The 12,927-nt window shown below is 54.7% G+C and carries 18 protein-coding genes; 15 read left to right on the top strand and 3 right to left on the bottom strand.

Annotated elements, in window-relative coordinates; genetic code table 11:
• Positions 1-29: 29 nt before the first annotated feature.
• Positions 30-2,021 carry an ATP-binding protein gene (locus BMH52_RS10230; RefSeq protein ID WP_073843578.1) on the bottom strand — a complete coding sequence of 664 codons (1,992 nt, stop codon included), beginning with the start codon at positions 2,019-2,021 and terminating at the stop codon, positions 30-32.
• 160 nt (positions 2,022-2,181) lie between these two features.
• Positions 2,182-3,048 (bottom strand): S24 family peptidase, encoded by an 867-nt coding sequence (locus tag BMH52_RS10225; RefSeq protein WP_072433964.1) that lies wholly within the window; start codon positions 3,046-3,048, stop codon positions 2,182-2,184.
• 107 nt (positions 3,049-3,155) lie between these two features.
• Between BMH52_RS10225 and BMH52_RS10220 the strand changes: the two genes are divergently transcribed.
• The 8 genes from BMH52_RS10220 (at position 3,156) to BMH52_RS10185 (ending at position 8,167) form a co-directional block, all read left to right on the top strand.
• Positions 3,156-3,362: a Cro/CI family transcriptional regulator gene (locus BMH52_RS10220; protein WP_072433965.1), complete on the top strand. Its 207-nt coding sequence runs from the start codon at positions 3,156-3,158 to the stop codon at positions 3,360-3,362.
• A gap of 50 nt (positions 3,363-3,412) precedes the next feature.
• Entirely contained in the window at positions 3,413-4,030 is a 618-nt protein-coding gene (locus BMH52_RS10215) for a hypothetical protein (RefSeq protein WP_073843576.1), read from the top strand.
• A gap of 65 nt (positions 4,031-4,095) precedes the next feature.
• A complete protein-coding gene (locus tag BMH52_RS10210) occupies positions 4,096-4,941 on the top strand; it encodes a replication protein (protein WP_073843574.1) in 846 nt (281 codons plus the stop codon).
• On the top strand, positions 4,931-5,737 hold the full coding sequence (locus tag BMH52_RS10205) for an ATP-binding protein (RefSeq protein WP_072433968.1): 807 nt from the start codon (positions 4,931-4,933) through the stop codon (positions 5,735-5,737). The genes BMH52_RS10210 and BMH52_RS10205 overlap by 11 nt, the downstream gene beginning before the upstream one ends.
• Before the next feature lies 1 nt (position 5,738).
• On the top strand, positions 5,739-6,254 hold the full coding sequence (locus tag BMH52_RS10200) for a hypothetical protein (protein ID WP_073843572.1): 516 nt from the start codon (positions 5,739-5,741) through the stop codon (positions 6,252-6,254).
• Entirely contained in the window at positions 6,251-6,865 is a 615-nt protein-coding gene (locus tag BMH52_RS10195; RefSeq protein ID WP_073843569.1) for a recombination protein NinG, read from the top strand. Before BMH52_RS10200 ends, BMH52_RS10195 begins: the two co-directional genes overlap by 4 nt.
• Entirely contained in the window at positions 6,862-7,437 is a 576-nt protein-coding gene (locus BMH52_RS10190; RefSeq protein ID WP_073843567.1) for a hypothetical protein, read from the top strand. The genes BMH52_RS10195 and BMH52_RS10190 overlap by 4 nt, the downstream gene beginning before the upstream one ends.
• A 109-nt stretch (positions 7,438-7,546) precedes the next feature.
• On the top strand, positions 7,547-8,167 hold the full coding sequence (locus BMH52_RS10185; protein WP_073843565.1) for a hypothetical protein: 621 nt from the start codon (positions 7,547-7,549) through the stop codon (positions 8,165-8,167).
• Between the two features lie 262 nt (positions 8,168-8,429).
• Here BMH52_RS10185 and BMH52_RS10180 read toward each other — a convergent pair whose 3' ends face one another.
• Entirely contained in the window at positions 8,430-9,173 is a 744-nt protein-coding gene (locus BMH52_RS10180; RefSeq protein WP_143192519.1) for a hypothetical protein, read from the bottom strand.
• 131 nt (positions 9,174-9,304) lie between these two features.
• Between BMH52_RS10180 and BMH52_RS10175 the strand changes: the two genes are divergently transcribed.
• The 7 genes from BMH52_RS10175 to BMH52_RS10145 all read left to right on the top strand — a co-directional run.
• Complete coding sequence (locus BMH52_RS10175; protein WP_073843560.1) at positions 9,305-9,676, top strand: chemotaxis protein; 372 nt, start codon at positions 9,305-9,307, stop codon at positions 9,674-9,676.
• Entirely contained in the window at positions 9,676-9,999 is a 324-nt protein-coding gene (locus BMH52_RS10170; RefSeq protein ID WP_073843558.1) for a hypothetical protein, read from the top strand. The genes BMH52_RS10175 and BMH52_RS10170 overlap by 1 nt, the downstream gene beginning before the upstream one ends.
• Complete coding sequence (locus BMH52_RS10165) at positions 9,980-10,276, top strand: hypothetical protein (RefSeq protein ID WP_073843555.1); 297 nt, start codon at positions 9,980-9,982, stop codon at positions 10,274-10,276. The genes BMH52_RS10170 and BMH52_RS10165 overlap by 20 nt, the downstream gene beginning before the upstream one ends.
• 229 nt (positions 10,277-10,505) lie before the next feature.
• Positions 10,506-10,892, top strand: a complete 387-nt coding sequence (locus tag BMH52_RS10160; RefSeq protein WP_060765010.1) for a hypothetical protein — start codon at positions 10,506-10,508, stop codon at positions 10,890-10,892.
• Between the two features lie 69 nt (positions 10,893-10,961).
• Positions 10,962-11,585 (top strand): putative metallopeptidase, encoded by a 624-nt coding sequence (locus BMH52_RS10155; protein WP_060765011.1) that lies wholly within the window; start codon positions 10,962-10,964, stop codon positions 11,583-11,585.
• Between the two features lie 31 nt (positions 11,586-11,616).
• A complete protein-coding gene (locus tag BMH52_RS10150; RefSeq protein WP_034136275.1) occupies positions 11,617-12,078 on the top strand; it encodes a DUF2280 domain-containing protein in 462 nt (153 codons plus the stop codon).
• On the top strand, positions 12,065-12,927 hold an 863-nt coding region (locus BMH52_RS10145), incomplete at its 3' end, for a terminase large subunit domain-containing protein (protein WP_073843553.1). The genes BMH52_RS10150 and BMH52_RS10145, both read left to right, overlap by 14 nt.

Raw genomic sequence — 12,927 nt, 5'->3', positions numbered from 1 at the left:
AGCCCGCCGAGGCGACGGGCTCGCCGTTACTATTGTGCTGTCTCTTTTTGAAGACTTTCGAGAAGCTCTTCTTTCGAGGAAGATGACAGTGAGGCGCGCTGAGTTTTCAGCCGGTCTAGTAGGTAGTCATTGCTGATTTCGAACTCATCAAAAATGGTTGGCCATGTTTTAATATAGGTCTTAATTTTGTCGTCACTTGTAACAAGGCCAGGCTCACCGTACACCTGCGAAGTTTTCAGCCTGCTGTGGATAGAATAGGCTTCTTTAGAAATGTTTCGCCCTACTAAAATTAATTCAAATCTCGTAAGGTCGCTGTTAAATTCAGGGTAGTGACTTAAAATCGATGCGTACTCATCAAGTTGTTGCAGATGTTTATTGTTTAGTGAAACCCCAGGTCGTTTGATCTCGACTATCACACATCTGAAAAATTTGCGGCCCCTTGCATCGAGTTGTAATTTTTTACGAATTAAAAGTAAATCTACTTGTCGATTCGCGCCTTCGATCTCTACATCGCTGGCTAAATCCTCGATAGTAACTTCACCGATATTTTTTATTTTAGAGCGAAGGTTTTTCGCCGTGTTTGTGAATGTATCCTCTTCCGCTCCGAGAATTTCGTAAGCAGGGCCAAATAGCCAAGTGTTGCTTTCAATAACCTTTTGTAAGTCAGGAGTCTCTAGAACATCTTTGTAGTGGATATTCATGATTTCCTTGAGCTGGCTAACTGCCGACTCGCGATGCTGCAATAATTCAATCGTTTGGATGATGTTGTCGAGCTTTGTTTTCTTTAGCTGACTTGCAAGTTGGGTCATGGCTGCGGCATCCAGATTAAGTACGCTTTCGAGTACATCGAATATGCCACTATTTTCGTTTGAAACTGACAGCCTGTCTAATAATCTTATTATCAGTCTGCGCTGGGTTTTATTGCCGCCGACGAATAATTTTGGCTCTCTGATTAGTACGGCTTTAACGATCTCTTTAACATGAGATAATCGCCATGTGGACTCACTATGGTTAAGGCCCTCATAAGTTGGAAAGTCACCAGCTTTTTCAAAAGCGTCAATTTGCTCTTGTGCTTTACCTACAAGGAACTCTGCATAGCAATGCCTTAAGAACGCATTTAAGTCCCTAATGAGCAGCCGGAAATCTTCGGATGTCAAGAAAGAACTAAAAGGTTCGCTTAAGCTATCATCTTCTTTAACATACCGCTCAAGAAAAGAAGATTTGATAAAAACGGAAGTATAATAGTCTCTTTTTTTGTTCAGGCTGCTGTACTGCTTGTAAATCGTTTTTAACTTGCTAGATATAAAGTAAAGATAAGACTTTTCCGTGCCAGGCTTCTCATCCCATTGGACAAGATCTATATCAAATATCGCAGAATTTATTTTGATGGCTAGCGAGGTTTTCGTGTGCGATTGAGGTAGGATTTTAATGCCATTTATAGTGATTGTTTTTTCCGGCATCAGCACAAGGTGCGGTCCAAATTCTTTGCTGAATTCTTTTATTAGAAAGCTGTCTGTAGGGAGGTTTTTTTCAAAGTTCGTAAGAGTAACGCATGTGCCAGACTTAAAATTTGAAAGCAGAACGTGCTGCTCATCTCGCTGAATGGTCCTACCATCAACTGCGCTTAGATTACTGCTCAGCACTAGAATCCGAGCATCGTGTCCCTCAAAGCGAGTAAACCATGTCGCACTATGACATACTTTGTGAAATGCGAGTCGTCCCCGTCCTTGAGATCCATGAGAGTCGAATGAGTCCTTTTTTAATGAGTCATTGAATCTGCGAAAATTTTCGTCTGGTTTATCAATGTTAATGCCAATGCCATTGTCTAAAATAGTAACAGCAAGAGTGCCGCCTATTTCTGTACTTTCAATGTCGATATGGACGGTTGTTGCTCCGGCGTCTAGACCGTTCCAAACAAGTTCAGCGAGCGCTTGCCAAGGCTCAACATTCTTAAAATGTTTAGTGATGCCGCTGTGCGTGATGGTGTTAGATCCAGAAAAATCTCGGGCGACAAAATCCATGGTCAATTGATCATCCTCAGTTTTAGCGCCCGTTTAGCGCAGTTATTTTAGCAGTTAAATTCAATGAGCATTCCACATCGGAAACTTCCGCGCCCGAATGTAGATCTCAGCTACGGCTGACCACTTAAGATCTTGGTTTGGCTTGGTCAGGGACATAGCGTCACACCGGTTGTCCGTTCCATACGTAAAGCACCCTGGCCAAGATGTGGGTGTCATCCACGCGGATCTCTTCTATGTCGTGATGCTTATTGTCAGAGATCATCTTGAAGCGCTCCTTGCCTTTCTTCTGCAAGCGCTTCACGTACAGCATCTCGTCGTGGGAGAAGAGGTAGATGCCGTCCCCGGTGAACTCACGGATCGTAATGTCGACGAGCAACGGGTCGCGGTCTTTGATCGTCGGCGCCATCGACTGGCCCCACCCAGTTATCATCTTGAGGTGGAAGTGCTCTTTGAACGTGACGCCCAGGTCGCGCAGATGCTTGGGACTGACCCTTATGTCCTGGAGCATTTCCGGATATTCGTGCGGGATCTGCCCGCCACCCATGGCTGCGCGAACGTCGTAGTGAGCAATTCGTACTTCGTCGCCCACTTGCCCAGGCCGGTAATAATCAATCTCGATCGAGCCTTCGCTACCATCCGACTCTACTGCCGCCAATAGGCGACGGCGTGAGTCATCCGAAAGCCCCTTACCCTGTTTTTCCAGCATTTTGCGCACCATATCGGCCGCTGATATGCCAGCGTCGAGAGTGGGCTCAACCGTACCGGTCAACCCGCTGATCTCATTAGCAAGGCGCTTGCTGAACCTCTCGACCGGCACATCCAGAAGGCGGGACAGCACTGCCGCAAATTTCGGATTTAGCGGATTTGTGCCATTCAGGTACATGGCCACAGCAGCGGCGGAAATATCGGCCTCTTCAGCCAGCTTCGCCTGGGTCAAACCGAGCGCATTCCTTTTCGATACGAAAAGCGCCTTAGCGGCGTCGCACTCAGCTTTCAGCTCTGGTGATAACTCTTTCTTTTTGCTCATCCGTGAAATTTAACCGTTGGTTAACTTAATTGCGTCAACCGGCGGTGTTGCTAGAATGCTAACCGGCGGTTAATATTGGGGTTGACGAAGATTGCTGAGGCAACGACATGAAAAAGACGCCACTGCCAGAACTGGTTGAGCGAATTGGTCAGTCCGCTGTCGCCAAGGGCCTTGGCGTCAGCGCACCAGCCATTTCGAAAGCCTTGAAAGCGGCCAGGGAGATCCTGGTTATCGAACACGAAGACGGGAAGTTCACTGCGGAAGAGATTCGTCCCTTTCCGTGCCAGCTCCCTCCCCAGAAGACCGCCGCGTGACATCCCTGTTCGCCGTTCCATTGAAGCCAGATTAAAAGAGAGCAGCCCCTATGCAAACGTCCAGTTCCAGACACACCGTACAAACCCGTGATCAGGTACTGGTCGCCCACGCTGCAAATCAGATCGCGCGCACCAGCTTGAGCCAGGACGACTTCGCTCAGGCGTTGAGCCGCGAACTGCACCTGTCGTGCCCGGATAAGGCCATCGCCAAAGAGGTGCCGGACTTCACCTCGCTTACCTTTCAGAACGACGTGTCCGACTTTGTGAAGGCGACCGGCCGCTGGCTCAAGCGTGTTCAGCGCTGGCTGTCCGGCGATCAGGAAATGCCGTCCTGGCTGGAAGAGTCGTGGGTCAACGCCCTTGAGCCTGAGTTCCGCGACCACTGTGTGAACGAACTGGCGAGCCGCCATGGCCTCACCGGTGCCCGCCAGATGACTAGCGACCAATGCGCGAACAAGAGCTTCGGCGCGCTGATCCGGGCGCTGGGCGATGTGATCGACACCGGCAGCGAAGTGTTTGACGACCAGGTGATGTGCGAGCAAGACCTGCCGCACTTGCCCGCGTTCGCCAAGCAGTGCCGTCAGGTCGAAGCGAAGGCGGGGGAGCTGGGGCGCAAGGCTGAGCAGTTGATGAAGGACGCCCGGCCGGATTTGAAATCCATCGCCTGAATTACAGGCACAAAAAAGCCGACGGTCGAGGTCGGCTTCTTCTACAGCGGTAAGCGAGAGAAATCATGCCAAACATTGTTCCGATACACAACCCTCGGGGGTTCACCCGAATGGACAACCAGATGATGGATGGCTTGATGGCCATCGATTTGTCGGCGCGCGAGATGAAGATCGTTTTGTACGTGGCAAAGGCCACCTTGAACTTCAGCACGGGTGCCCATCGCATCCCAGCGGTCGATATCGCTAAGGCAACCCACATCCACCCCGACACGGTGTCGAAGGCAATCTCCGGCCTGCTGCGCCGTCGCGTGCTGTATCGAGAGGGTGGTGCACGCGGTGATATCGGCGTTTGCGACCCAAAAGAGTGGATCTTCGTCGTAGAGCCGAAACAGACCATATCGTCTGATTCGGCTCAAGTGGTCCGAATCGGCTCAGCCGCGAAACAGACCAAAACCGACGACTCCCTTCTTTATACAAAGAAAGAACCCCTATTAACTCTTTCTACGAAAGAGATTAATCCGCCCCAGGAGCCAGCCGAACCTCCAAAGCCTGATCGCAAGGCTCCGTTCGGCATGGCCCAGTTGCTGGCCGACAACCCGCACAGCGTTCCGGAGCAACTGCTGGCCGACTGGCTGACCCAGCGCAAGACTAAGCGCGCAGCGGTGACCTCCACCGTCTGGTCAACCGTGAACGCCGAGTTGGCCAAGTGCGCCGAGGCTGGTATCACCGCAGACGTTGCAATTACCGAAGCGCTCAATTCTGGCTGGCAGGGCTTCAAGGCGTCTTGGGTGATTAAGCGTTTGGCGGAGTCCGCACCGGTGCCGGCCCCTCAGTCGCGCCACACCGGATTTGCTGAACGCAACTATACCGATGGCCTGATCCAGCGTGAGGATGGTTCCTATGCGCTCTGAGCCAATTTCTCCAGCGCCTGAACTACCGCCGGGCACCCGCGTCCAGCCCGCTGAGTGCGAGACCCACGGCCAGTACGAACAGAAGGTCTTCCCAGTGCTCGGCAAAGAGCTGAGAAGTGGTTGCCCTGAGTGCAGCCGGATCATTCGCGAGAAGGCTGAAGCTGCTGAGCTGGCTAACAAGGCGATGGAGCTACGCATGGCCATGGAGCGAAAGCTCGGCGCCGCGCTGATCCCAAAACGCTTCGCCAGCAAGACCCTGGACGGGTACGTTGCTACCAGCGCCGAGCAGCGAAAAGCGCTGAACACCTGCCGCCGGTATGCCGCTGAGTTCGCGCAGATCGCCGAATCGGGCCGCTGCCTGCTCCTGCTGGGCAAGCCCGGTACCGGCAAGACACACCTGTCTGTCGCCATCGCCAACGAGATCATGGCCAAGTCCAGCGCAACTGCGGTGTACCGAACCATCGGCGCCGTCCTTCAGTCAATTCGTGCCACCTACGACCACTCCAGCGACCAGAGCGAAAGCCAAATCCTGTCGAGCCTGATCAGCCCCTCGCTGCTCATCTTGGACGAGATCGGCGTCAGCAAGGAAAAGCCCAGCGACTTCGAGCTGACCACACTTTTCGCAATCATCAACGGTCGGTACGAGCAAATGCGCCCGACTGTGATCGTCTCCAACCTTGATGCTAAGGCGCTGCCAGATGCACTCGGTGAGCGCTGCATTGATCGGTTGCGGGAGGGCGGGGTAATCGTCATCCCGTTCGAGTGGGAATCGCAGCGCGGCAAGGAGGAGGTCTGACATGACCAAGCCGGCAAAGCCTCGCCCAATGCCTGTGTACCTGGTGCTGCGCCGCCTGGTCGATCCAGCCACGGGCAAGGAGGTGGCCGCGTTCGTGCCATCCTCCGACGCCGACCGGTCGATCCTGCGCGAGCGTGAATTTAAGATGAACGCGAAGATCCGTGCCGACCTCAAGCAGCCACGTAATCCACGGTTCAATGGCTTGGTCCATGGCCTGGGCCGAGTGTTGAGCCAGAACATCGATCGGTTCTCCGGCAAGCAGTCACACGACGCCATCAAGGCGTTGCAACTGGAGTCTGGCGTGTACTGCGACGAGGAACTGTTCGACATTCCCGGCCTGGGCCAGCTCACCCGCAAGACACCCCGCAGCCTTTCCTACGACTCGATGGGGGAGGAAACATTCCAAGATTTCTGGCGCCAGTGCTGCGCGTACCTGGTGCTGCATGACTGGCCGACGCTCACGGAAGAGCGATTGACCGAAATGGCCGAGTTCGAAGCATTCAAGGAGGCAGCATGAGGCGCACCCCATTACAACGCAAAACCTCGCTCACGTCCGGTAGTCCACGCCGCAAACGCTGCCCTGAGTGCCGAGTGATGTTCACGCCTGCCCGCGGCTCGCAGGCGGTGTGCGGCGAGATCGAGTGCGCCATCTCCTACGGCAAGTCAGAGAAGGGCCAGGCGAGCGCCAAGAAGGCCCTGGCGGATGTTGGTCGCCGCGACATCAAGGTCCGCAAGGAGAAGCTGAAGAGCAGGGCGGACCACCTCAAAGACACGCAGCAGGCATTCAACGCCTGGGTTCGCGCCCGTGATGCGGCACTGCCATGCGTGAGTTGCGGCCGCCACCATGAAGGCCAGTATCACGCCGGCCATTACCGCACTGTAGGAGCGAACCCAGAGCTGAGGTTTGAACCACTCAACGCCTGGAAGCAGTGCGCCCCGTGCAATAACCACCTCTCGGGAAACCTCATCAATTACAGAATCTCGCTCCTACAGAGAATTGGCGAGGAAAAGGTGGCATGGCTTGAAGGCCCTCATGAGGCCAAGAAATACACCGTGGAAGAGCTGAAGGCGATGACCGCCGAATACCGGGCAAAGACCAGAGAGCTGAAAAAAGGGGAAGCCGCATGACCTATCGCAACGTTGTTTCAGCAGTAGTTCGGGCGCTCGCGGCCGAGACCATCAGTTCCGCCGGCGGCTGCGACTTTGAGCCGAAGGTGCAGTGTGCCAAGCAGAAGGGGGAGATCGTCGGCAAGGAGGCGGCGTTTCTTCAGGACTGCTGGGTGTTTGGTCGGCTGCACAAGGCGCTGTCAGCCGAGCACTGGCGCGCCCTGGTGGCGAAGTTCTCCACGCATACCGAGCACAAGCACGCTGCAATTGTAGAGCTGACTCGTGTGATGCACTCGCCGGCTCCGGAGCGGTTCCGGCATTGCGCGGTGGTCACTTGGGCGCTGCCTCGGCTTCCTGGTGTTGACGGAAAGCGCTCCACCAACGTGCTGCCGGCCGGGTGGTACGAGATGGATAACTGGTCGAACGAGCCGCACCCGATAAAGACTCAGGAGCGGTGGCGGCGTGATATTCGCAAGGCGCTGGAACGCGAAGTGGATGAGGCCTTAGTGTCTGCTCAAAGTTTACTGGATGCAGAAGGACTCATTGGGGAACAGATAGACGCAATGGAACTCAGTGGGACAGAAGCTGCTTGACGGCGACTGATCCAATGAGCCATTATTTACCCATCCTGTCATTCCTGCGTGCGGTTGGGAGTGATAAAAGAACCCAGCCAAAGCGCTGGGTTTTTTTGTGGAGTTTGAAATGGAATCAACCCAAATTGCTACCGCGGTTCTTGGGTGGGGCGATATCGCAAAAATCGTTCTGGCGAGTGGTGTGGTGGCGGCATTGATCGGCTGGCTTAAAGACTGGGTTTTCAAGAGTCGAGATCAGCGAAAGGAAGCAAAGTTTGCGGCAATTGAGGTTGTTGGCAAGCTGGATCAATACGCTCGAGAATCTAGTCGTAACGTCAGGCGCTACCGCGAGATTAGCGCTCAGCTCGACGTGCATTCGAATTATCAAAATTGGCCCTCTTGTATTTATCCTGAGCTTGAAGTAAGTCGCGACTCTTTAAAATCAATCGATACTGATCTTGCGAGTGAAGTCGCATGGTTTGCTACCACTAAAGAGCATGCGGATGAATACCTCTTTTATATCTACGATCAATCTGTAGATCCCGTGGAAGGTCCTGACTCTCGAGCTACGGTGATAGGTTTCATGGGCTATGAGGCTTACGAGTTGGCCTGCAAGCTTCGTAAACATTACCACCTGATGGCTTATGCGACCCGGTGGGAGCTCGCTGGCGGCTTTGAGGATTTGCACGGTGACTGGAAGAAAGTGAAGAAAGAAATGGCCGATCGCCTCAGCTACCAAAACGCCACTTGAAATAGTTTCTACAACTACCCCAAGCCTCTGCCTATGCAGGGGCTTTTTCGTTTTCGGCCCCATCACCCCCATTGCTCCGAACTGGGAGTGCTGCTGGAGCTGACTTATTTGTACAGGTCGTACCTCGGCCACCTTTCTCTATGGAGTGGCGATGGATCCTAACGACCTGGGCCCTGGCACGTTCGCGTAGCTTGGCGGTACCGGCATTGTTTTGCTCGGTGGTCTGCTGTTGCTGAGGAAGCCCACAGACTTCCTCAGTGTCTCAAGGTCTGTCGTCCTTGGATCGCAGTGTTAGTTGATCAACCCTTTGCGCGATCATTAAATATACGTTCGTCGCAAACATGCCTACCGCGATTGCAACCAATGCCAAGGTATAGAAATCGCTTTGGCCTGTTGTAACGGTTTCTTTTGAAAGGTTAGCTCTTTCAATGTGCGGAGCTAGCAAGGCTACCAATACACCGCTTTTAATACTAACCCATGAAAAAACGGCCATCAGGCCAGACGACACAATCAAAGCGGTTTTGTGCTGAGGATTTATGTCGGAAATCAGTATTCTCGCAGAAGCGCCTATTGTTCCTAGAACAAAAGGCACCGTCAGCAGAATGATTGCGTTGATGGCTTGGTTGACAATTCTGAGTGTTTCCGGATCCACGTCGTAGATTTCGGGGTTGCGCAGAGATAAGAAGTTAAAAACGAGGAAGACGAATCCAGCGGCAGTCGATATGACGAGCCTGTTCATGAACCTCTTCTTACGCTGAACCTCATCCGCCTCGTATTGTTCACGGTGGAGCTTCATTTCGAGTCGAATGCGCGCTTCCTGGGCGGCGTCAAGTTCAGGCGTAGCGGGTTTCGGCTGACCCTCCTTTTCGCCATTCTGCTCTCGGCCAGGAAAGTCCGCGACGTTGTCTTCTGCAATGGGTCCGTTGTTATTCATCATCGTCCAAGATAAATGGTCATCCAAATTTGAAGGATGAGTGCGGTAGGGAAGTGCATTATCCGCACTCAAGACATTTTCGAAAAGTGCTTTTCCGCACGGAATGATTCTGTTTTTATGGCACGGTGTTCAGCTGTTTCAGCGCGACACACGCAAACTTAAGCCTCGCCATCGTGCTAGGTTTTTTCATTTCTGGAGTAGTGATGGACCCAACTGACCTCGGCCCAGGCACAGCTACCTGGCTGGGCGGTAGTGCCACCATAGTGCTAGGCGGCCTGCTTTGGTTGCGCAAGTTCCTGTCAAAGGACGCGACCGACCGAGCTATGGATAGCGCCGACATCGGCACTCTCCGCCGGCTGAACGAACTCCTGAACCAGGAGCGCGCCGCCCGCAAAGAAGCCGAGGCCCGCGCCGATCAGTTCGCGAAAGAGCGGAATGACCTGGCCGCCGCCGTCGGACGCATGGAAGGCAAGATCGAAGCGCTCACCAGCCAGGTCGCTCAACTCACTGACCGCGTGACGCAACAGAGCGACGAGATCACTCGATTGCGCACCAAACTGGGAGGTATCGCCTGATGGACAGATGCGCATTGGAGTTTATCGCACGCCGCTGGTGGCGGCGGGCCGAGGTCTGGGCCATTGCCGTCGTGCTCGTGGGTGGCGGTGCTGTTTTGGGCTATCAGGCCGCCTACTGGTCACTCGCCGAGAACCAGAGCAATCAGGTCAAGGGCATCCGCGAGGCCTACGACACCGCGATGACTGAGCGTGATAAGCGCCTGGAAGAGCTGACCCGCAAGACCGGCACTGCCGCCGACAAGGCCACCAAGGCCGCAACCACTGCGGCCCAGGCTGCTGATAAGGCGGACGAGGCACTTAATCGTGGATTACTTGATCGGTGATAACCGCTACTCAGCAAGCTACCAAGACCTGCGCGAAGAGCACGCCCGATACGTCCAGATGACTGACAAGCGCTTCCTGAAGGAACTACCAGGGGCTATGCACTTCGCGGTGTTCGTGTGCTGGTTCAAGGAGCTGCCGACAAGCCAGGTGCTTTCGGATGAAGGGGTCGTCCACCAGTTGGCTCACCTTATCCATTTGAAGGGTGAGCCGGTTGTGATGCGGCGTATTGGAGAGATTCGCGAGCTATTCGATCAGCAGCTGCGGCTTGCACCGTAATCCGCGCCACGTTTTTGGATGCGCCAGATCGTGGCGCTTGCCTCAGCGTCGGAGGAGCGCTACTCATGGGCGGCGCGCCAGGCTCTACTCATGAAATCGCGTGTATAGTGGATGAAACTGATAGATAGCTTGCAAATGTGAGTTTTTAGGTTACGATGTCAGCGTTCTTTATGAACAAGCTCCGAACACTTGAAATAAACCCCCTTGTCAAAAATCTGAGGATTTATCAATGACCCGTCGCACGAAACTTAATGCTTATTCCACTGCGCAAGCACTCCTAATTAATGCCGATTTGTATGCGGAGGAGAAGGGTCGGGAAATGTCCCGCTTTCGCTTCACGCGGCAAGGTTTGCGCATGATTTCTGGCTGGTCCCGTCTGTCTGTGCCCTTTCTGAGCGAGCTCCTCGGTGAACTCGACTCTATGGGCTGGACGGCAGTGGAGCTAGCCGACTCCGAGTTTGCCGTTATTCAAACGTCTAAACTTTCGGTGTGGCCCCGGCTTGGCTGGGGTCGCTTGAAACCTCTTCTCCGCTCCGAGGATCCGGAGCAAGCACTTGATGATGCGTTCGAGGAGCGCTTCCCGGACTTTGAGAGCGAATTGAGCCTCGAGGACTGACCTCTGCGTTGTATGAAGCCGCCTTCTGGGCGGCTTTTTTGCATGTGTAAACCCATCTGGCAGGTAGCAATGAAAAGACCGATGCCGCCTTCCTTACTGGTAGAGCAGTCAGAGTTATCCGACTTCGGCATCCGCCTCTCCCCAGCCCCCGAAGTATGGGAATGGCTCCAAGCCGAAATCCTTGCCGACACCGGCAGCATCCACAACGAGGACCATGCTCACCTACTGGATGCAGACATCCGGGTTATGTGGGCCTCGTCGAGCTTCGAGAAGCAGGGCCGCACAGTACTGGGCCAAGCCGAGCAGGTAGCGTTCCGCGCTGGTGGTTGGCAGAAGGCCCGGATGGAGCAACAGATGCGCGATTGGTTCGGAGATGTGCCGGCCTTCCTCATCACCTTGGCTGCCGACTACTGCGCCCAGTGCAGCGACCTTGAGTTCTGCGCCCTGATTGAACACGAGCTGTATCACCTGGCTCACGCGACCGACAAGTACGGTCAACCAGTATTCACCCAAGACGGTGCACCGAAGATCAAGCTGCAGGGCCACGACGTAGAAGAGTTCGTCGGTGTGGTCCGCCGCTATGGTGCGAGCCCTGACGTTCAAGCGTTGGTGGATGCTGCAAACAGTCCTGCCGAGGTAGGGAAATTGAACATATCGAGGGCCTGCGGAACCTGTCTGCTCAGATTGGCCTGACCCCTGACAGACCCAAGACGGAATTTACCCTATGGCAGCCCTGAACAATGAGGTGAAAGGCTTCATGGTTCAGGCCTTGGCGTGCTTCGACACTCCTTCTCAGGTTGCGGCAGCTGTCAGAGAGGAATTTGGACTTGAGGTTACCCGCCAGCAGTGCGAGGCCCAAGACCCTACTAAGCGTGCTGGGCGAGACCTGGCAAAGAAGTGGGTGACCCTGTTCCATGACACGCGCAAGCGATTCCGCGAAGAGACGGCAGACATCCCTATTGCCAACCGTGCCTTCCGTCTTCGCGCCATGAACCGGTTTGTTGAAAAGGCCGAGTCGATGAAGAACATCGGTCTGGCCATGCAGATACTCGAACAGGCAGCGAAGGAAACTGGCGACATCTACGTTAACCGGGCCAAGAAGGAAGAAGCCGGAGACGAACCGGTGATCCCGACCCGTATCCAAGTCGACGTGGTGGATGCGAGGAAGCCGAATGCCGAGCCTTAACGTTCCGCAGGCTAAGTTCCTCACGCTGCCCCACAAGTTCCGTGCGTTCGTTGCTGGGTTCGGCTCAGGCAAGACCTGGGTAGGGTGCTCAGCGCTGAGCAAGCACTTCATGGAGTGGCCCGGCGTTAACGCTGGCTACTTCGCACCGACTTACCCGCAGATCCGGGACATCTTCTATCCGACCATGGATGAGGTGGCCTATGACTGGGGGCTGAAGACCAAGATCAACCAGGCGAACCACGAGGTTCACATCTACAGCGGCCGGCAGTACCGCGGCACTGTGATCTGCCGGTCGATGGAGAAGCCGCAGACGATTGTCGGTTTCAAGATCGGTCACGCCCTGGTGGATGAGCTGGACGTGCTGACCGCTGTCAAGGCTCAGCAGGCCTGGCGCAAGATCATCGCCCGGATGCGTTACAACCTGCCCGGGCTGAAGAACGGGGTGGACGTCACCACGACGCCGGAAGGCTTCAAGTTCGTCTTCCTGCAGTTCGTGAAGCAGTTGCGCGACAAGCCGTCACTAAAAGAGATGTACGGCCTGGTGCAGGCCAGCACGTTCGACAACGAGCTGAACTTGCCGGATGACTACATCGCCTCCCTGATGGAGTCGTATCCGCCGCAGCTGATCATGGCGTACCTCAAAGGCCAGTTCGTCAACCTGACGTCCGGCACGATATACACGGCCTACGACCGCAAGCTCAACGGATGCTTCGACACCGTGCAGCCCGGCGAGCCTCTGTTCATCGGGATGGACTTCAACGTTGGCAAGATGGCGGCGATTACCCACGTCAAGCGCGACCAGGGGTTGCCCAGGGCGGTGGATGAGCTTATCGACGGCTACGACACGCC

Origin of the sequence: Pseudomonas sp. BTN1, from assembly GCF_001907715.1 — a bacterium.
GTDB classification, from domain to species: Bacteria; Pseudomonadota; Gammaproteobacteria; order Pseudomonadales; family Pseudomonadaceae; genus Aquipseudomonas; species Aquipseudomonas paracarnis.
Note: the sequence above shows the minus strand (reverse complement) of the source record. Positions and strands in the feature narration are given on the sequence as shown.